Origin of the sequence: Paenibacillus sp. MAEPY2 (assembly GCF_000499205.1) — a bacterium.
Lineage (GTDB): Bacteria > Bacillota > Bacilli > Paenibacillales > Paenibacillaceae > Paenibacillus > Paenibacillus vandeheii.
In genome coordinates this window covers 146,733-167,850 of sequence record NZ_AWUK01000017.1, presented here as the reverse complement: position 1 = coordinate 167,850, position 21,118 = coordinate 146,733, and the positions used below count along the sequence as shown (strand labels likewise).

Annotated in this window: 16 protein-coding genes; 15 read left to right on the top strand and 1 reads right to left on the bottom strand. The window is 43.6% G+C overall.

All coding sequences use genetic code 11. The annotated features are described in order from the left end of the window. The first annotated feature begins 131 nt into the window (after window positions 1-131). From P364_RS0115880 to P364_RS38735, 5 genes are all read left to right on the top strand, one after another. The gene (locus P364_RS0115880; protein ID WP_024631086.1) at window positions 132-1,406 is read left to right on the top strand and encodes an ABC transporter substrate-binding protein; all 1,275 of its coding nucleotides are present in this window, start codon (window positions 132-134) and stop codon (window positions 1,404-1,406) included. A gap of 3 nt (window positions 1,407-1,409) precedes the next feature. Next, window positions 1,410-2,282, top strand: a complete 873-nt coding sequence (locus P364_RS0115875) for a carbohydrate ABC transporter permease (protein WP_024631085.1) — start codon at window positions 1,410-1,412, stop codon at window positions 2,280-2,282. A 99-nt stretch (window positions 2,283-2,381) separates the two neighbouring features. Then, the gene (locus P364_RS0115870; RefSeq protein WP_024631084.1) at window positions 2,382-3,197 is read left to right on the top strand and encodes a carbohydrate ABC transporter permease; all 816 of its coding nucleotides are present in this window, start codon (window positions 2,382-2,384) and stop codon (window positions 3,195-3,197) included. A gap of 114 nt (window positions 3,198-3,311) precedes the next feature. Beyond that, window positions 3,312-4,529, top strand: a complete 1,218-nt coding sequence (locus P364_RS0115865; protein WP_024631083.1) for an MFS transporter — start codon at window positions 3,312-3,314, stop codon at window positions 4,527-4,529. Between the two features lie 742 nt (window positions 4,530-5,271). Further along, window positions 5,272-5,859, top strand: a complete 588-nt coding sequence (locus P364_RS38735; protein ID WP_052016646.1) for a cell wall hydrolase — start codon at window positions 5,272-5,274, stop codon at window positions 5,857-5,859. 161 nt (window positions 5,860-6,020) lie between these two features. On the opposite strand, the gene P364_RS0115855 is transcribed toward P364_RS38735, so the two are convergent. After that, window positions 6,021-6,797, bottom strand: a complete 777-nt coding sequence (locus tag P364_RS0115855; protein ID WP_024631081.1) for a hypothetical protein — start codon at window positions 6,795-6,797, stop codon at window positions 6,021-6,023. A gap of 489 nt (window positions 6,798-7,286) precedes the next feature. On the opposite strand from P364_RS0115855, the gene P364_RS0115850 reads away from it, so the two are divergent. From P364_RS0115850 to yaaA (P364_RS35365), 10 genes are all read left to right on the top strand, one after another. Beyond that, window positions 7,287-7,469, top strand: coding sequence for a hypothetical protein (locus P364_RS0115850; protein ID WP_152532715.1), 183 nt, complete (start codon window positions 7,287-7,289; stop codon window positions 7,467-7,469). A 38-nt stretch (window positions 7,470-7,507) separates the two neighbouring features. Further along, on the top strand, window positions 7,508-8,077 hold the full coding sequence (locus P364_RS0115845) for a hypothetical protein (RefSeq protein ID WP_024631079.1): 570 nt from the start codon (window positions 7,508-7,510) through the stop codon (window positions 8,075-8,077). Window positions 8,078-8,782: 705 nt separating this feature from the next. Then, window positions 8,783-9,040, top strand: coding sequence for a hypothetical protein (locus tag P364_RS0115835; RefSeq protein ID WP_024631077.1), 258 nt, complete (start codon window positions 8,783-8,785; stop codon window positions 9,038-9,040). Between the two features lie 569 nt (window positions 9,041-9,609). Next, window positions 9,610-9,768 (top strand): hypothetical protein, encoded by a 159-nt coding sequence (locus tag P364_RS37820; RefSeq protein ID WP_173405225.1) that lies wholly within the window; start codon window positions 9,610-9,612, stop codon window positions 9,766-9,768. Beyond that, the gene (locus tag P364_RS0115825) at window positions 9,746-10,624 is read left to right on the top strand and encodes a prohibitin family protein (RefSeq protein ID WP_081718000.1); all 879 of its coding nucleotides are present in this window, start codon (window positions 9,746-9,748) and stop codon (window positions 10,622-10,624) included. The genes P364_RS37820 and P364_RS0115825 overlap by 23 nt, the downstream gene beginning before the upstream one ends. 215 nt (window positions 10,625-10,839) lie before the next feature. Continuing rightward, window positions 10,840-11,592 carry a peroxide stress protein YaaA gene (gene yaaA / locus P364_RS0115820; RefSeq protein WP_024631075.1) on the top strand — a complete coding sequence of 251 codons (753 nt, stop codon included), beginning with the start codon at window positions 10,840-10,842 and terminating at the stop codon, window positions 11,590-11,592. A gap of 366 nt (window positions 11,593-11,958) precedes the next feature. Then, complete coding sequence (locus P364_RS0115815; RefSeq protein WP_024631074.1) at window positions 11,959-15,258, top strand: hypothetical protein; 3,300 nt, start codon at window positions 11,959-11,961, stop codon at window positions 15,256-15,258. Window positions 15,259-15,289: 31 nt separating this feature from the next. Beyond that, window positions 15,290-20,086, top strand: a complete 4,797-nt coding sequence (locus tag P364_RS0115810) for an RHS repeat-associated core domain-containing protein (RefSeq protein WP_024631073.1) — start codon at window positions 15,290-15,292, stop codon at window positions 20,084-20,086. A gap of 11 nt (window positions 20,087-20,097) precedes the next feature. Further along, the gene (locus tag P364_RS0115805) at window positions 20,098-20,457 is read left to right on the top strand and encodes a hypothetical protein (protein ID WP_024631072.1); all 360 of its coding nucleotides are present in this window, start codon (window positions 20,098-20,100) and stop codon (window positions 20,455-20,457) included. A 356-nt stretch (window positions 20,458-20,813) separates the two neighbouring features. Further along, window positions 20,814-21,095, top strand: coding sequence for a peroxide stress protein YaaA (yaaA, locus tag P364_RS35365; protein WP_442952342.1), 282 nt, complete (start codon window positions 20,814-20,816; stop codon window positions 21,093-21,095). The last annotated feature ends 23 nt before the right edge of the window (window positions 21,096-21,118 follow it).

Here is a 21,118-nt window from a genome sequence, read left to right as displayed (position 1 = left end):
TTCCCATTTGAAAGGAATAATTCAAAAAATCCGGGGATAACAGCGATCGGAAGATGGTACTGCACTCGGAGTGCCCAGTGTAAAAACATTCGTGCAACTTACATTAAACATCCTTCAGGAGGTCTTCTTTCATGAGAAAAAAACAAAAATATATCCTGCCCCTCGTCAGTATGCTGGTGATGTCCATCCTGTTGTCTGCTTGCGGCGGCGGGGATACTGCTTCATCAGGAGAGAGCGGCTCCTCCGGTTCAGGCAAAGTAACAATCAGCTTCATGCACTGGCGTGGAGAGGATGTGGAGGCGCTGAACAAGACGATTGATGCGTTTGAAAAGGAAAATCCGAACATCCATGTGGAAATGCAGACTCTCCCTTCGGACCAATATCAATCCACTGTACAATCCAAAATCAGTGATGGTTCGGTTGGGGATGTATTTGCTTCCTTCCCTGGTGCACAGTTCGAAGCCTTCACCAAAGCCGGATTGTTTACGGATCTGACTGGATCGTCGTTTCTGTCAGCCTACAATCCAAAGCTGATTGAAGCAGGCCAGCACGATGGCAAGCAATATGCAATTCCTTATCAACTCGTATACAACGATCCAATCTACAATGTGAAGCTGTTCGAAAAATACGGACTGACCCCGCCAACGGATTGGGAAGGTTTCCTTGCGCTTTGTCAGACCCTGAAAGACAACGGCATTATTCCGATTGCATTTGCTGGAGCGGACATTGGTCCGGGCCAATTCATGAATACGATGGTGATGAACAATGCGCCGAGTGACGACATTTTTACCAAAGTGGAAGCTGGCGAAGCAAAACTGACGGATGAGTTTTGGGTGAAAACATTGACTCAAATTAAAGAACTGAACGACAAAGGTTACTTCCAGCAGGATGCACTGGGAACGAAAGACCCGGCAGCGGGAGCACTCTTTATCCAGGAGAAAGCAGCCATGCTGGCAAGCGGTTCGTATCAGTTGGCACAGAACAAGGTGCAAAATCCGAATCTGGAGCAAAAACTGCTCGCACCGATTACCGTAAGTGCCGATCAAGCGAAGGTTGAAGGCGTTCATACCACGACATTTATGCTCGCGGTGAACAGCAAGTCCAAACACCCGGAAGAAGCGAAGAAGTTCATCGAATTCCTGAGCAGTCCGGAAGTGGCTGGCGAATATGCCAACCAGACAGGACAGAACGTAACAGTGAACGATGTAAAGTACGATACACCCGAGCTTCAGGTTGCCGGAGATTGGGCGAGCAAAAAGACCGTGTTCCAGCCACGGTTCACCATCCTGAATGGAGATAATCAGAAAGCAGTAACAAACTCCATTCAGGCTGTACTGAGCGGCACTTCTCCTGAAGAGGCAGCGCAGCAGGCACAGGCCATCATTGATCAGCATATCGGGAAATAAGCAATGAAGAACCGTATTCAGCTATCCCTGTTTTTGTTACCCGGGTTGCTGCTGTACGTTGCACTGTTCGTATTTCCTACATTGACGGGGCTGTTCTACTCCTTTACGGATTGGGACGGGGTATCCCCGTCGTATGCATTTGTAGGGCTGGATAATTACAAGGACAGTCTCAGCAGCATCGTATTTCGCAAAGCTTTTGGCAACAACGTGGAGTTCATGTTAACGGTTGTCATAGCGCAAACCTTTATTTCACTTGTCCTGGCCCTGCTTCTGGTACGTAACACAAAGACACGCATCGCGCTCCGGGCACTGTATTTTCTGCCTGCGATTCTGTCCTCCGTATCGGTGGGGCTGATCTGGGCATTTATGTATGATCCTTCGATCGGGTTGATTAACTATGGGTTGAACGAGGCAGGTATGGGGAGCATGGCCCGCAACTGGATTGGTGATCCGAAGATCGCCATCTACTCGATTGCCGCGGTACAGGTCTGGGCGCATGCCGGGCAGATGATGATTGTATTTATCGCAGGTCTGCAAGGCATTCCGGCGGAGCTGTATGAAGCAGCACGTATGGATGGCGGTAGCAAATGGCAGGTATTTCGTACCGTGACCTGGCCGCTGCTGGCACCTTCGGCAACGATTGTTGTGGCCTATACGACCATTCAGTCGTTCAAGGCATTTGACCTCATTTTCACGATGACGGACGGAGGCCCGAATTACGCGACTGAAATTTTGACGACATACATCTATCATACCGCCTTTGGCAGCTACTCATTTGGCCTCGCTTCAGCAGGTTCGATGATTTTCCTGGTTCTGCTGGCGCTGCTGACACTATTACAGTTCAAAGCGCTTCGAGCCGACCGGGTAAGCTATTAACGATTGGACGGATTGAAATGCTCGTGAGTGCGTGAATTATTAAGTTTTACTCTGCCCAGCAGCATCCAAGCAACCAAAGGAAGAAGGGAGGGAATTTATATGTTTTTAAAATGGTTCAATCGACTGATCTTATTGGTATACGCGCTGCTGATTATCGTGCCGCTGTACTTTGTATTTGTGTCATCGTTCAAAACCAGCAGCAACTTCTTCATCAGCCCATTTAGCTGGCCGGACCCGTTTACATGGGATAATCTCACGGGCATGTTCCGAAACCAGCCGATGTGGCAGTATTTCGGAAACAGTCTGGTTGTAACGCTGGGTACGGTTGCGATTGAGTTGTTGCTCAGCAGCATGATTGCTTATGCCATTGTTCGCTGGGGTGGCAGCGTGGGCAAAATTGTGTTTGCCCTGTTCGTTGCGGGACTGATCGTTCCTTCCCAGGTAAGCATGCTGCCAATCTATTCCCTGACGCGTACCCTTGGGTGGTCGGACAGTCTGACGGGACTCATTATCGTATCAGCTGCGATGCTGATGCCGGTCTCCGTATTTATGCTGACGGGCTTCATGCGTATGCTGAATGCGGAAATACTGGAAGCGGGCAGCATGGATGGAGCAAGCGAGTGGAGGCTCTACACACGGATTGCGTTACCACTGGCTGCGCCTTCTTTGGCAGCTACAGCTACGTTCCTGCTTGTAATGGTGTGGAATGATCTGCTCATTCCGATGCTGATGCTCAGCAGTAAGTCTAAGCTCACATTGCCTCTCGCGCTCATGCAGTTCCGCGGGGAATACGTGACCAACTATCCGATGATGCTCACGGGTGTGCTGGTAACAGCCATTCCGATGATCGTGCTGTTCATTCTGCTTCAACGTTATTTTGTTGCAGGTCTGACAGCGGGTTCACTCAAGGGGTAAGGTATGGGAAGAAGATCAGCGGATATACGTATTTTGCATTGATTTCTGGATCATTCTGCATAATAATGGTTTAGTGTCAGAATGATTATATAGAGATCAAGGGAGCTATAAGTGATGAGCAAACTGGAAGTATTGCGGAATCCCAAGCAGCGCAAGCTGCTTTTCAGTGCCGGCATGAGCTGGCTGTTTGATGCAATGGAAGTCGGCATGATTTCCTTCATCGTGGCTGCACTTGCCAAGGAATGGAGTCTCAGTCCCGGACAAGTCGGGGTGCTTACGAGTATCAACTCCATCGGTATGGCGCTAGGTGCATTGCTTGCGGGGGCACTTGCGGACCGTTTCGGGCGTAAGGCCATTTTAATGTGGACCCTGCTGGTATTTACGATTGCCAGTGGTCTGTCAGCTCTGGCGACCGGATTCGCCGTATTGTGTGTACTGCGTCTGATTGCCGGTATCGGCCTTGGCGGAGAGCTGCCCGTAGCATCTACATTGGTATCGGAGTCCATGCCTACGGCAGAACGCGGACGTGCAGTTGTACTGCTGGAGAGCTTCTGGGCAGGCGGCTGGATTGTATCGGCACTCATTGCCAACTTTGTGATCCCGGAATATGGCTGGAGAATTGCTTTTGCGATTGGTGCTGTTCCGGCGTTCTATGCGCTGTATCTGCGCCGTGCTATTCAGGACCCGCCTCGTTACAAGAACAATACCAAGCTTCATAAAATCACGTTCCGTGAGAAGGTAGCTACGGTCTGGTCGGCACCTCATCGCCGCACAACGTTGATGCTCTGGATCTTGTGGTTTACCGTCATTTTCTCTTATTATGGCATGTTCCTGTGGTTGCCGTCGGTTGTCATGGCTAAAGGTTTCACGCTTGTAAAGAGCTTCCAATACGTGCTGATTATGACGATCGCACAGCTGCCAGGTTACTTCACAGCGGCGTACTTCATAGAGCGGTTTGGTCGCAAATTTGTACTTGTCGTTTATCTTACATTGACCGCAGTAAGCGCGATTGCTTTTGGACTGGCGACAACGGAAGCGACGATTCTGACCGCAGGTATCTGCCTTTCCTTCTTCAATCTGGGAGCTTGGGGCGGATTGTACGCGTATAGTCCGGAATTGTACCCCACTTCCGTTCGTTCCACAGGTGTGGGTCTTGCCACATCGGTAGGTCGGATTGGGGGCGTGCTTGCTCCATTAATGGTTGGTATGCTGGTTCAGCGTGAAGTCGCAATCAGCCTGATCTTCACGATTTTCTTCGTGACTATCCTCATTGGCGCAGCCGCTGTGCTGTTCCTGGGCCGGGAAACCAAGGGTTTAGAACTGGCCGAATAAATGTCAATAAATACAACGCAACTTTTGTACGGGTCAACCTGCCTACGGAAATGATGGGCTGGACAAGCGGAAGGAAGTTGATACAAGAAGAGGCATGACCATGGCGTGACCATGGGCTCATGCCTCTTTTTGCTATGTTTGGAGTGGATTTTCGCCTGCGCCATCGGTCCGATAGACGTCACTTTTTCTATATCCTATAATGACACTCGGGATGTCCAACCGTGAGAATTCAGGGGGAAGAAGTGGGATCTGGATTCAGAAAAGTGGAGGTTAATGAATGATGAAGAATAATTTTGAAAAGGATCAGACGTGTGAAATGAATGAAGTAAATGTAGAGAATATGATGAATGAAAAGCATATGATGAGTGGACAGAATAGCGTGTGTGAACGGATACGTGTGATTGAGAATGTGGGGATGAATGTGATATACAGCTATACTGGCAACGATAGGATGAGTGAGATAAACGGGAGATATGATGTGATTGATCTTACTCCTGTTAAAGAGATGAGAGAAATGAAACAGATGAAGATGACGAGCTATATCTACAGCCTTGATGAAGAGTTTAGGTTAGATAGCGGGGATGAGAGGCTTGATCTGCATGATTTGCACACAAGCACTGACTACAGGGGGCCTATTACCATCAGCAGGAAAGTCACCCATCGCAGGGGGAAAAAGGCTAGCAAAAGGGCAGGACGAGTCAGTGTGCTTCTCGGTGCCTTTGCGATGGCTCTCGGTCTCACGATGGCAGCTCCTTCTGCCGGAGCACAGAAGCTGGAGCAGGGCGTTCGCGGCGAACATGTGCTGCAATTGCAGGAGCAATTAAGCGAACTGGGGTATTTTAAAGCAGGATTGACCGGATATTACGGTTCTATTACCAAAGGTGCTGTCCGTAAGTTCCAGCAGGCTCAAGGGCTGAGTGCGGATGGAATTGCAGGTCCGGCAACACTGAACAGACTGAACAAGAAGGCTGCAGCCCAAGGGAACGCACTGCGCCAGCTCGCGAAGCTGATTCATGGGGAAGCGCGTGGGGAATCTTTTGAAGGACAAGTTGCTGTAGGCGCGGTCGTCTTGAATCGTGTGCATTCGAATGCATTCCCTTCTTCGATCCCGAAAGTGATTTTTCAAAAAGGGCAGTTCACGGCCATAGACGATGGACAGTTTAATACAAAGCCAACCCAGACTTCCTATCAGGCAGCACGTAAAGCCTTGAATGGCACTGATCCGACGAACGGTGCACTCTATTATTACAATCCGAAGATTGCAACGTCGTTGTGGAGCAAGAGCAGACCAACGCTGCTGACGATCGGGCAGCATGATTTTACAAGGTGAGGTAGGCTGGCAGGAAGAAAGATAAGCAATAGCTGTTTTTGATACAACAATAAACCCCGGCTGATACACTGCTGATTAGCAGGTATTTCACCGGGGTTTATTTAATATGTTCCCGTGGAGAAATGATATTCTTAAAAAGAGAATTAAGTGCAAATTCAATACTACTCTTGAACTGTAAAAGTAAAAGGAATATGCAACGAAGTAGGCTCTACAATGGTTTCCCCAGTGTCATAGTCATAGATTCTGTTGAAAACCAGCTCAATGGATTCCAGCTTGTTGGGGTCATCTGTATAGACTAAACCATAACCCATATTATCCATGACTACGCCGTCATATTGATGATAAACATAGGGTTTCCTCATGAAATTACGATCTGCTGAGATGGGGTTGCCCGTGTTAGGATGGACAGAATTCAAACCGTAAAACCCGATATTTTGATCCGTTGTATTTTCAACACTGTAGAGGATTTTGATAAAAGTGATCTCAGGATCAATATCTTCTTGATTTAGAATAGAAATATTTTTACGGGTGTCTTCAGGAAGATCGCTAGCCTGTAATAATTGAGCATCCATCATATGAATAGTTAGTGGCCCGAATTCAATACTTTGCTTCAGAGGAACAGCTTTTAACAATTTCAGTTGTCCGCCGTAATCAAATGTACCTGTATCTCCGGGTTTGGATAGAATCGGTGATGATGCACTTTCAAAAAGCTTGTCCTGAAGATTGCTGGCAGCCTGCTCGAATGGATTATAATCTGGCTTAAGTCCTTTGTATGTTAGTTCAGACCGGAAAGGCTTTATACCGGATTCCAGAACAAGTTCAGGAGAAGCAGGATGAGGTTGTAACGGATTGACTTCTAGTTGTGTAGATGTAGCATAATTGGAGCTGCCTGAACCGCTCAAAAGTGCGAGAGCGAGCAGTAGTTGAACAATAAACATAAAAAGCGGCACCCTTTCTCTTTGGAAAATATTAATATATTTTATTTATAAATCATAACAAAACAGATCATGTTGACCATGAGAATTTCGACCCAACTTCAGGTAATAGCATGTTGACAAGTTTTTGGTTTAATCTAGTAGCAAGGACCTATTCCAGACAAAGCGGGTTCGAGTGGATTGGTGAAATTTCAAAGTATAATATGTACTAAAGTATTCTTAATAGTAATTGGATGGATTTGAATCAGGTCAATAGCCGGATGGGTAAAAATGATTCATTCTGGTAACGTGGATTAAACGTGTCTTAGATAAGCGAGGAAAAACTATCATTGGAATCTTAATAGGTTGGATAGCTGCTAGGGGAATCGATACATACAAGATCATCAGAAGATAAATTAAAGTCAGGGTGAACAGAGATGAAAAAAATGATAAAGATATCATTGGTTTTAATGGCACTAGTGGTCATCGCTTCTTTTGCATGGTATGGCTGATTTGAGAACTTATCTAACTGTTGAAAAAGGAATAGATAAGGACGCGATTATAAGCATCACAGCTCGTCGCAGCAAAATGCCGATGTATCCTGTTGTCGTCCAATTCAAGGACAATCCACAGGAATATATCTACACCTATAGAGCAGATGAATGGATGCAGCTGACGCCTGATCCGAATTCGTAAGTCAATGAGATGATTCAAAGGTTTCGGATGGAAACTTTATGGTTATTGATGACATTAACACAATCCGTGATGCGAATGCTTCAACTTTCAGCAAAACCCTTGCTGCTGCTAACTTTATTCCTATATCTAAGTTTGTAAAAAGTGGAAAACTGTTTTATAAATTAGTGTCGTCTTCAGGAAGAGAGATTGAGAAAGCTATTGAATTTTCCACGTTACTTTCCAGTAAAAAAACGGGTCATATTGGAGAACTTCTAAAGGACTCTGCTCAGAATCCAAAATTAAAAGAGGTAATTAATCAGCTATGGAGACCTGAGAAACCAGGTTATATAGGGAATGGAGGTACAGCTGATTTTGTAAGGAAACAAATTAAATATGGTTTGTCACTAGGACAGACAGATCATATAGTTAAAGCTAAAGAAAGACTGAAAAATTTACAGAAGATTATGGCTTCTGGTCAATTAGATGAAAATGATTATGCCCTTGCAAATGCGATTTACAGTGATTTGAAAAAGGCTTTGAATGGATGGCGTCTCAAACGAATCTTTATATTGTACAAGTGCTATCTACTACAATATTGTATAATCTTGGTGGGCATACGGATATTTTGAAAAAAGCACAAAGTTATATGAAGCCCCATACTAAAAAGCTCTCTCAAGAAATAGAAGATCTGCATTCCGGGAAATACTTTTCATAAAATAAAGGCTGGAGATTGCCTGGCATGTTATGTTTCATTGCGGATCATCTGATTTTAATCATTGGGGAATTCCGAGGAATTCTCTTCTTTTTTAGGCGATATATACAGAAGTTTTAAGAATATATGTACGACATGCAACCAAGTAAATAGTATTGGAACAAGTCATCATCAAATACATACAGAAGACAAGTATCAGAATAATCAGACCTTTGGGATGGTAGTGTAGCTGGTTTGGAGGTGAAGGAGTGTCGACTTGGATTAAATTTATATGGATTGCAACTACATTAATTAATTTATCAGTATTCATTTGGTTTTTAGTTGGAGCAACGTCTAATTTTCAAAGATCACTAGATTTGGTTGGTATGCCGATCATGATCTTTTATGGAGTACCTTCTCTAATTGTTAACATGATTTCAATTGTCATTCTCATAAGGAAATGGAATTCTCAGTTAAGTGTAACTACCATGATCTTGGGGGGAGTGTTCATTTTTGTATTATTGTACTGTACTCCAGCTTTTGTAAATGCTCTACAAAACACTGTGGAACGAGGAAAGTAGAAAGTGATCGGGTTAGTTATACGTCTGATCAGTGATACGAGTACAATATCGAGTTGATCAACATGTCACAGAACAATAATCAGGTCAATTTAATTGTAAGAGAGGTTTCTGGTAATGCTGGAAAGAAAGCCATTCCTTTAGATTTGGACACTGATGAAATAAAATCCTTAATAACTGGCCCAGGATCTAATTGGCAGTGGGCTATTTTGGAGCCAACAACCCCCCCTAAATTATACAAGCTCACCACTACTGAAAATTTAGGCATTCATAAGGTCTATATAATTGATATTGTAGAAGGGTCTTCCCAAGAAATTAGGTGAGTGGGGGAGATAATCATTAGGTTGCGACCGTTTCCTTTTTATACAGGAACGGTCGCTTTAAATTTTAAGGCTAGGTTAATACTATTATTTAAAGAACAGGGTAGAATCCAATGCATCCAGCTATTTCAACATAAATTGATGATGCGTTAGGTTACGCGTTCGAAATGCCATCAAACAATTTGATGGCTCTTTTTTGTGATATTAGGGCGGCAGCGGCTACACGAAGGCACTTTCTTCATAGGATTATCCGCATAGTGGACGTCACTGACTCACCATTTTCTTCGCTATTTTACCTAATAGTAGTTCAAGCGCTGGATGCCCTTGAAACCGAATACGAATTTACAAAGTATATATAAAGGAGGATATAATTAGTTGGTTATAAATTTGGATGAACGGAGAAGTAACATTTAAACAGATGTAGATGGAACCACAGCATTTTGCAAAGTAGAATTTGGCCACGAGGGTCTAGCATGGGATGCGATAAAGCGTAGATGAATTAAATTAACTATGCGGATTCATTCGTGCAGATGAGGTTTTGCTAGGTTACATCCATAGAGGGGAGGACGGATATGCCATTTATTGGGGGAATCATTTTAATTTTGATCCTAGCATTTATTCTATGGTCATTAATGTTCCCGCTATTCAATAAAATAGGTAGTAGAATTTTGAAGAAATACAATAAATTCAAACAAGAGGAGAATGGTGATGAAAAATTCAAAGACGTTTAGGGTAGGAGCAATTACGGTTGCATTGGTTATTATTGTGGGAGTATTACTGGTGACCTTCTTTGTAACACGAATTCCTAATGGATATGTTGGGGTCGTGTATTCACCAAATGGAGGCGTAAAAGACAGTACACTGAGTCAAGGGTGGAAACTCGTTGGAGCGTTTGATAAAGTGACGAAATATCCGATCCGAATTCAAACGGTGGAATACAGAGACATTCAGATTGCAACTTCTGACGGGAAAAACATCACAATCGATTTTGCCTACAACTACCAAGTAGAACCAAGTAAAGTATCTTCCATATTCAATACATTTGGGCCAATTAGCATTCAAGAAATTGAGGATACATATCTCAAAACACGTTTCCGTGACGCAGCTCGTAAAGGTATCTCCAAGTTTACAGTCATTGATGTGTATGGTGAAAAGTCATCCGAAGCAGGAGTGGATGTCCAACAACGTTTTTCTGATGACGTTAAAGATTTAGGCTTTATTGTATCAAACGTTACTGTAGGTGTTCCTCAACCTGATGCTAAGACGCAGGAAGCAATCGATAAGCGTGTTGAAGCTTCTCAAGAACTGGAACGTAAAACGACTGAACTTGAGATCGCGAAAAAAGAAGCAGAGCGCAAGCGCGTGGAAGCGCAAGGTAATGCAGACAAACTATTAATTGAAGCAGAAGGTCAAGCTAAAGCAAATAAAGAACTTCAACATTCATTATCGAGTCAACTCGTTGAATATGAAACCATCAAGAAATGGGATGGAGCCCTTCCATATGTAAGTGGGTCAAATACGCCAATGATTCAATTGCCGACTACAAAAACAGAGCAAAATAGCGGCGCGGGGAGCGTAACTCCCTAGTAGCGGTTTGAAATGCGCGCCTTGCTTTCTCACCAATTGAATGTGTTGAATTTGAATGAACAAGCCGGTCCAATCGTGGGCTAACTTGTTCATTTTTGAGTCTTTTCAAAGGTACCATGAGGGATTTAGTTAAGCCTTGGCATTGGATTTGCCTGTCCAATCCTGTACAATGGATAACGACAAAAACAACGGTAGATTAAGGATGGATCAGCACGATGAGAATTATTATATCACCAGCTAAAAAGATGAAGATTGATACCGATCTTATGGCTATTGCGCAGATGCCGCATTTTATTAACGAGTCAGAACAGCTATTGAGTCTGCTTCAAAAGTTATCCTATGACGAACTCAAAGCAATGTGGAAGTGTAACGATGCAATCGCCGAACAGAACGTGGAGCGGATTCAAAATATGAATATAAAAGCAAATCTGACACCAGCAATCTATGCCTATGAGGGCATTCAGTTTCAATATATGGCTCCGGGTGTTTTTCAAGATGAGGAACTGGCGTATGTTCAGCAGCATTTACGTATTTTATCCGGTTTTTATGGCATGTTGCGGCCTTTGGATGGGGTTACCCCTTACCGGTTGGAGATGCAGGGCAAGCTGCAAGGTCCAGGCTTCAAATCGCTCTATCAATTCTGGGGCAGCAAACTCGCAGATCAGCTTCAATCAGAAAGCAACTACATCCTAAATCTGGCTTCCAAAGAGTATAGCAAAAATATTTTGCCTTTTCTGAGTGAGGAAACCCGGTTCATTACTTGTGTATTCGGACAGATGGTCAATGGGAAGTTGGTTGAAAAGGCAACCCGGGCCAAAATGGCCAGAGGTGAGATGGTACGATATATGGCTGAGCGGAAGATCACAGATGTGGAGGATATCAGAAGCTTTGATCGGTTAGGTTTGTTTTTTTCAGAAGAGAAGTCGGATGAGAGTACTTATGTATTTATATATTCAGAGGGACAGTAGCCTGTTGTCTGCTGATCACATATCAGAATGATAACTATTTATTTACTCAAAAGTCGCCAAATGGCGGCTTTTTTTATTTTTCAGGTATAAATCGAATTTATAGCCCAATTAGGAAAAACGATTAATTCAATTGAAATAGCATAGCATTTGAACTGCATTTAATCTTTAATTCTGTTTCGGATCAAGATAATTACAGGTTATATTAATTGTTATCTGAAAGAGAGAAGGAAAAAAGCCCCTTAAAGTAGGGACTAATTAACTATATCCTAAAATAAAGGAAATGACGATAATGATTTATTAGACTCCATTTATACATCTGTTTAGGAAGGGAATGGAGAAAAAACATAAAGGAGGAATATAAATTCCATGAGTTTAAGAAAAGGTTTTATTGTTTTTCTGATGGCTTTGTTGTTGATTGGAACCATGTATCCGACCAGCGGTTATGCGCTTTCGGATCAATCGGATACCATAATAACAACTGAAAGTAGCGCGGGGAATGTTGATGTTTCTATGGAGGATACTACTTTAACAGACGACGAGTATCAGGATGGTATTGATCCAGACGTCAATGAAGAACCTGAAGGTGTAGACGAAGATGTTGAAGAAGCAGAAGATGCACCGACGGTAACCGATGATACATACGGGGAAAACTTCTTAGCTCCTCAAGCTATGGCTCTGGCAGGTGAGGATATTTTGACCATGAGCCCTGGAGATTCCTATACGTTCACGAATAATGGAAGTGCGACAAGATCGTTAAGTACCAATGCGGCGACTTCAAGAAGCAGTGCATACGATTACGTTATTTATAGACCGGATGGGAGCATTATGGGCGAGAACATGAACTCTACTAGCAGTTTGTCAGTAGGTTCAGGGTATACAGCTGTGGTGACTTCCACGGGTCAAAATCCGTTTACAGTGACAATCCGTTCTGAATTTTCCTACAGTGTATCAGCTAACCCTGCCATGCTTAGAGTTACGTTATCCAAAGGAGAGAGCTATCGATACTTTAATGAAGGGACACAGTCAAGAGTTTTAAGTGCCGATACTTCCACGGCTCAGGACAGGAAGATAGACTACGCTTCTTACAAAGAAGATGGTAGTCTTGTGAGTTCAAATTTTGAAACGACTGGGAAACCTTCACTTGCAGGAGGGAACGAAATTATTATTACTGGAGCGGGCTCACAGCCTGTTAGTGTTGGATTTCCCTATGAAGTCTATACCGGTGAATGGAGCGATGAGCCAGCCTATACGCGTACAACTCTATATCAGGGCGATAGCTACCAATTCACCAACATCAGTTCCAAATCAGATGCACTCCAAAGTGATGGAACGACCAAAGATAAGCATGATTACGTTGTTTATCTTCCGGATGGAACGGAAAGTTCTACAGGGACGAATACGACGACTAAGCCTACGGTAGCAGCGGGAAGAACCGCCGTTGTAACTTTGGTTACATCAACGCCTGTAACATATGGTGTGCCCTATCGGACATTTGATGTCCAAAAAGCCGGTGGTGATGCGATTACTCGAATCACTGTATATCCTGGAGAATCTATGATTTTCAGTAATAATGGTTCGTTGGCTAATCCGATAAAAAACAATGCAAGTAGTACCAATGGAGCCGTTTTTGACTATGTTCTTTATACAGCAGAAAACGTCGTTCATTCGGATGGATTCAACAAAAATACTAATCCGATCATTCGCTCACAAGGTTACGCAGTCGTGACCGTAGTTGGGCAAGTCCCAATTGAGTTTAGTTATACGGATGATTTCTCGGTTGAAGAAAGCATGGAACCTGCGTACCATCGCGTAACACTCAAACAGGGAGAAAGCGCGACATTTTGGAATAACAGTACCGATCGGGAATATCTAGATAGTGATGCGTCCACAACCCAAGGGCGGATATTTGATTACGTCACCTATTATCCGGATGGAACAGAACGGAGTACAAGAAAAGCCACAGCGGTTGAACCAGTTGTTTACTATGGAAATAAAGCAGTAATCACAGGCGTATCTGCGGAGCCTGTAACCATAGGTGCGATTTACACCATTTTTGATGTAGAGGATCGACCAAATGAAGCACTAACTAAGATTACGGTATCACCGGGGCAATCGGTAAAATTCCATAATGGAGGCTCACTCAGCAACCCAATACGGAGTAACGCCAAAAAATTAGGTGCACTGTTTGATATTGTGGTGTATAAGGCAGACGGCAGAGCACATAGTGACAAATTCAATAGCAATGTAAGTCTCGCTACCATTCCTTCTGGTGGTGAAGCCGTCGTTACCGTAGGAGGAAGTACACCTGTAACATTTGAATACACGGATGATTTCTCTGTCGTGGACAGCCAGGAACCAGCTTATCTGCGCGTAACGTTGAACAAAGGCGAGAGCTATGCCTTTACCAACATAAGCTCAGATGCGAAAAGGGTCCGAAATGATGCTTCCAGCAGTGAGGGGCGGGTGTATGATTACACGATTTACAACGTAGATGGAACAGTGTCAAGCAGTAGAACAGCAACAGCGATTGAGGCGTATGTCTTGGGTGGTAAAAAAGTTGTTGTTACCAACATCTCGGATCAACCCATAACGTATGGTGGGATTTACCGCGTTTTCCGTGGACAAGATGATCAAGTCCCTTCACCAGAGACAGAAATCACTGTCAATCAAGGACAGAGTGCAGTATTTACGAATCCGGATTCAAAACCTGCTCAAATTGAACGAATCGCAGGAGTAAATTCCGTTGTGGATTATACGGTCTACGACAAATCTAATAAAGCATTGTATTTCGTGGAAGGTATGAGTCATGCAACATGGGATATTCCAGCAGGTGCAACGCTTGTTGTTACCGTAGTATCTACGGAACCTGTAACGATTCAATATACCTCTCCTGTGACAGCCAGCTCCAGTCAGGAGCCTGCACTTATCAAGCGGAATTTGACGCCAAATAACACGCTCTTGTTCTCAAATACCTCACCTTATGAGGCTATACTCGTTGGTTCTCCTTCAGAAGGAGGAACCTATGATTACGTTATTCGAAATCAGAGTCAAGCTGTTGTTAAGGAAGGAAAGAACGCTACAGGAGGACAATTTGTACCTGGAAAGTCTGACATTCAGGTGCTTAACGTGTCATCCCAAACACTGAAATTTGTAGGTGCTTATCGGCACTTTACGGTCAAGGAAGTGGAAGTGGAGTTTCTGACTTTGTATGAAAACACAGAGACGGCGCTTCCGACAGTTCAGCAAGGGAATGTGTACTACCGTTTTAGTCCTTATAGCTCTGACAAGTATCGGATTGCCATAAAGGAATCAGGTGATTTTTCCATCGAACCTCGGATCGAATTGTATTCAGATAAGGAATTGACCATTCCGGTAGCTGCTTCAATAGAGCAAGAACAGGTATATGGTGAACAATATACCGTTCTTGAATGGGAGCTTGAAGGTGGACAGAATTATTATCTCAAGCTAAGCGAAAAAGAAGGAAAACCGATTCAGGGAGCCATAAAAGCAGCATGGATGAACATTCGCAATGACAACAGCTATGAGTACGGTTATGGCAATCAATTGCTTAAAGTCGTTCTATTTACAGGAGATCAAATTGTGTTTGAGTATGATCGCAACGGTAATTTAACGAAACGAACGAAAAAGATTTTCCCATTTAATTAATGAGTGTCTAAATCTAGGTTGAGGTGATGGAGTGTTTAAGAAAATAACGATTATTTGGTTGTGCGTCATATTGGTTCTTAGTGGGTTCGGTTCTTTTGGATATGGAGGAAAAACAGCAGCGGCGGCAGAAGGTAGGGATTCCCTCCCTTCCGCTACTTACATTACTATCCATAGTTTAAAAGAGCAATTTGGTATCAAAGAAGATTGGATTGAGAAAAAACTAGATCAAGGTTACTCGCTGTACCAATTGTATAAAGCTTTACAGACAGATCGCACAGGCGGCGAGGCTGCTGAAAAATGGCTAGAAGCACAAGAAATAAGCGAACCAATTCAAATGGAGGGGCTACGCCCTTCCGGTTCATCACAGCAAAACAACTTCTCGATTAATGCTCTTAATGAGGATACTCCAGGTACGGGAACGACCGTGGACGAAACTGGACTTAACCATGTCGATATCCGAGATGACGCATCACTTTATATGACGTCTTATGGAGCGGAATCCATCTCTACTGCTACAGGGGAAATAATGATTCAGAGTACTGACCTTTCTCTACCTGGACTCATTCCGTTTGATCTGACACGCGTCTATGACAGCGCTAGAGCCACTGGGCAACTTGGTGTTGAATATGACGAAACGACACAAACGTATTCCAATAAGGTTACGCCACGCAAGGAAGAACTCTCTGCTGGATTGGGGCAAGGCTGGCGTTGGGATATTCCTTTCATGGAAAAACGTGGCGATAATCAGTATATTCTGATTCCGGGCGTGGGCTATTACCGCTTAAACGCGAATCTGGAACTGGAAGGTTACGTATGGAATGACTTAACCATTAAGCAAGATGCCACCGTGATTGTTAATGGCGTATCTAGCACTTATCGTTTATCCATCCGAAACGGCTACGATTATCTATTTAATGAAGCCGGAGAACTGTTGCAAATTACAGATGGCTATCGAAATACCGTGAACTTTCACTATACGACATTGAACGGAAACCAAGCCATTGCAAGAATTGAAAACAGCGAAGGTCAGGCGCTGACATTTGCTTATGACAACCTGAAGGTTACTGTACAGCTAGCTGGAACAGATCGGAAAGCAACGTACACGCAACGCGAGGACGAAGGCATTCGCATTTTGCGAGAATACACGGATGCTCTCGATCGGACAACGACGTATACGTACTATTTTCCGGAATCCAAATTCAACTTTTTACCTGAGTTGCAAAGCAACCAAAATGCTCAAGGTGTGATGCATACCGCGTTGCTATCGCGTATTACAAGCCCTTCATCAGCTATAACGGATTATGCATATATTCCGGAGTTGAAGCAGATCGGCGAAGGTTCCTCCCATTTCGTATTCAAAGTAAGAGAGCGCAAGAGCCAGTTTAGTACAACGGATGGCGAAGGCGTTCTGGACAAGGTTAACTTTGAATATTCTGGAGAAGACCTGAAAGCATACGGTCAACCCGCATCATGGACAACAAAAGTGAAAGCAGAGAACACTGTAGATACTTGGACGTTCTCCAAAACGTTTAGCGCTGCAGCTCATCCAGATTTGGTTCGCGCAGATAAGCACACGTTAACTGGAGATGACGTGACTTATTCAACGGAGTTGCAGTACGATAACCAGACGAAGCGAAACCTTCCGACTCAAATGACGGAGTGGGTTAGTGAGGGTGGACGTGCAGGCGAGAAGCTAACCACGACCATGACCTACGATGCCAACGGAATGGTGACTTCAGAAAAGCGCAGTACCGGACAAGAATCCACTTATGACTATGAAACGAGTAAGGCTCCATATCACTGGATCAAGCCTGTCCGTTCTACCAGCAAGATTAATAGTACCTTGGAGAGATACACCGAAACAACCTATAACAGCCAAGGTTCCGTTCTACGGAGCACAACTAAAAATGGTTACGGCGGTCAGTTGCTCACTGAATCGGAAGTGAAGCTGGATGATAAAGGAAGAGTCATCAGCACCACGGATAAAGGCGGCTATTTATCTAAAGACAGCGTAGCTACGTTGAGTTATCAGGCTAATGCAGGGCATTTGGTGAAATCCAAGTCCATAACCGTGAATGATGCTGCTGGTAAAGCAGAAGCCCTCGTGGAATCGTATGAATATACGAATGCTGGTGAACTGGAAAAGACAACCGATGCATCCGGGGAACAGGAATCGTATCAGTATGATAAGGAAGGGCGACTTCTACAAATCGTGCATACTGATGGTACGAAATCAACTACGGCGTACGATGATGTTAAGAATATCATTACAAACACATCGCCAGATGGCATTGTCACGACTGAGCGGTATAATCCGTTAGGTCTTTTGGTAGAAGAGCAGACGGCTGAGGCTACGTACAAATACGCCTATGACCGCGAAGGTAATGTTACGGCTATTGAGGATGCTGAAGGCAATGTGACGAGAGTTGTAGTCGACGCGTTTGGACAAGCGATAGAGACAAAGTATCCAGACGGTACCACCGGAACAACCACCATTGATGCTGTGTCCCAAACGGTAACCTATAAGGACGCTGCTGACAATCGCACACGGGAGAAGAAGGATTTACTTGGTCGAGTGACGGCGGTAGAAGAATATCGGAATGGTGCATATGTTCCGTTACAACAAACCGAGTATGATATCGATGGTAACGTAATTGCATCTGTCGATGGTAATGGTCAACGAACGACCTATACGTATGATGCGCTTGGACAAATCACGACGGTAACCACACCGAAGCAAGAGACAAGCCGCTACTTCTATAGCTATCAGGGCCAAGTGACACAGATCGTATCACCGAATACGCAAACAGTCACCAAACAGTATGATGAATTGGGAAGACTCATTAAACAGACGCATCCGAGTCCAGCCGGGTATGCGACAACGTTATATTACGATAAGAAGAGTAATCTGATTAAAAAACAGGATCGACTTGGGAAAGTAACAGAGTATACGTATAACAGTGACAACATGCTCACAGGTATGAAAGCACCGGATACGAATGTATCCTATACGTACGACGAGATTGGCCGCAGAACATCGATGACCGATGATCATGGAAAGACCACGTACAGTTATCGAGCAGCAGATGGGATGTTGAGCGGACTGACGTTCCCGGATGGGACACGACTTGATTACGAAAACAATACCCAGCAACGTCTAGGATATACCTTAACGGATGCCAAAGGACAATCCTTGCGCATTCACGGCGAAGTAGATGCCATGAATCGGGTAACCTCCATGGATATTACTTCGGGTTCAGGAGGGGCTTCTGCACTCGCAGCATCGGGAACGACGCCTGTGGATCGTATGACATTCAGTTATGCGTCCAATAGCTTGCTGGAGAAATTGTCGTTTGGCAAGGGCCTCAGCACAAGCTACCAGTTCAATGGCTATGACCTGTCGGGAATCACGATCTCTCAAGGGACATCTGCGGTGCAACAGTTCGCCTATGAATATGATGGGAATAAAAACATCACGTCCCGTACACAGAACGGGGAAACCGATCAATACACATACGATGAATTGAGTCGGATTCAGACCGAAGCGGGCACGCAAAAAGAAACGTATACTTATGACCCGAATGGTAACCGATACAGTACCGGAAGTGGTAAGGTATACGGTCTAAAGGATGCACAGTATACGTATGACAGCCAGAATCGTCTGATTAAAGCAACGGGTGAAGGCAAAGCGGTAACCTACAGCTATAATGGAGATGGACTGTTGTATGAACGTACGGAAGGCGACCAAACGATTCGTTATTATTACGATGAAGAAGCCAAACTCATGGCTGAGGCCACTGTAACGTCTGGAAAAGCAGAGCTAACATATGCCTATATCTATGATCTGTATGGGCAATTATGGGCTCGCCAAGACAAGCAAACAGGTAAACTGGAATACTACCAATTGAACGGTCATGGCGATGTCGTTGGCCTTGTGGACGATGCAGGAAAAGTGCTGAACAGCTATACCTATGACATCTGGGGTGGACCGTTAACAACAGAGGAAACCGTACCTAATATGCTTCGTTATGCCGGAGAATATTGGGATGATACGGTAGGTCTGCAATATTTGCGGGCACGTTGGTATGATCCAGGTATGGCACGTTTCATTGGAGAGGACACGTATGAGGGAGAATTGAATGATCCATTAAGTTTGAATTTGTACTCTTATGTAAGTAATAATCCTCTAAAATATGTAGATCCGAGTGGGCATCGCAAAACCTCAACGTATTACGAGATTGAGAAAATGCTAACTGCATCGATGAAAGGGGATAAATCTTACAAATCTAGCTTAAACAAAGTCTTTACTAAGGTCTACGGGGATAAAGGTGTTAAATTTGCCAATCTATATGCACAATTAACTCAAACTAGCGGTGCATTTATTAATTCCCCATTCAATGCGAATGTGGCTAAAGGTCAGTTGTTGTCAGCTTATGAAAACGGACAAGATAGTTATGATGTTAAGGTGGCATGGACCTCAGTAGCAGGTAGTTTTTTGTCTGGACGAGTAAATAGCGCAATTGGCATCAGCGGATCGTCTTCATTACTTCTTCCCGCATCTCGTTGGATAGCACGACCTACCTTTGATGCTCTTAAAAAACTAGGTTTAAATCAGCAGTTTGCTAGAGCAATGCAAAAAGGGTTGGCTAATGCCAGAAAGGGAGATAACGGTATTATTCTCCTATCGCAAAGTGAACAGATAACTCATAAAGGAAATTTGTACATTGTTAAATTAAAAGTGGCTAAAGCTCCAAATCATGTACGAATTTACGGCAGAATAGATGGAAAGGGAAACCTGATCTTTGATTACCTCAAATCTGGAAAATAGGAGGGAATTATATGGATTTAATTGATCTACAAAACCATTTCAATGAGACGTATCATTTTGAAAAACTAAAGGCAAGTTCAATTATATTCTTCGAAGAAATGATTGCTAATTGTCAAAATAATTATTTAAAAGAAGAAGATGATCATTTACCTGAGGATCTAAAATTAAAAGATTTTATTGTAGAGTACAAATGTATTGAGTTAATAATTAATGACCGAAATAGACTTTATCCTTTCTTTAGAGTTTGTCTTGAATTACTTCATCCTAAGACAGAGATCGCAGAATATTATTATGACATTGAGTATACAATTGAAGGGAAACTATCTGACGAATATTTCGGAAATAAGTTTCCTGGAATAACCAAAAGCTAAACCTGAAAAATATCAAGTCATGTTCGTGTCGCGTTATCTGATACGAACGGAGAGGTTAAGTGTGTTAAGCTATTTCTTCGATATTCTTTGCACAATGAATTAAATAGTGGTTTAGGGCAATTTTTGTGTGCACAGTAATCGAAGAATGGTTTAACACCGGGGTAACCTAGTTTAGTTATATGCGATTGGAATAGAGATAGCTCTATTTCAATCGCATATTTTGTTTATAGACATTGGAGGAATCCATATGATAGGACGATTACTAAAAGGTTATTATGTAACTCGGAGTTGAACAACTCATATCAATATTCTGGGGCAGCAAACTCGTAGATCAGCTTCAATCGGAAAGCAACTGAATTCTAAATCTGGCTTCCAAAGAATATAGCAAAAATATTTTGCCGTTTCTGAAGGAGGAAACCCGGTTCATTACATGTTTATTTGGACAAATGGTCAATGGGAAGTTGTTTGAAAAGGCAACCTGGGTCAAGATGGCCAGAGGTGAGATGGTACGGTACATGGCAGAGCACAAAATTACAGATGTGAAGGACGTAAGAAACTTTGATCGTTTGAATTTCGCTTTTTCAGAAGAACGATCTGACGAGAGTACGTTTGTTTTCATACAAGCAGAGGGAAAGTAGCCTGCTGTACACCGGTAGGTTCC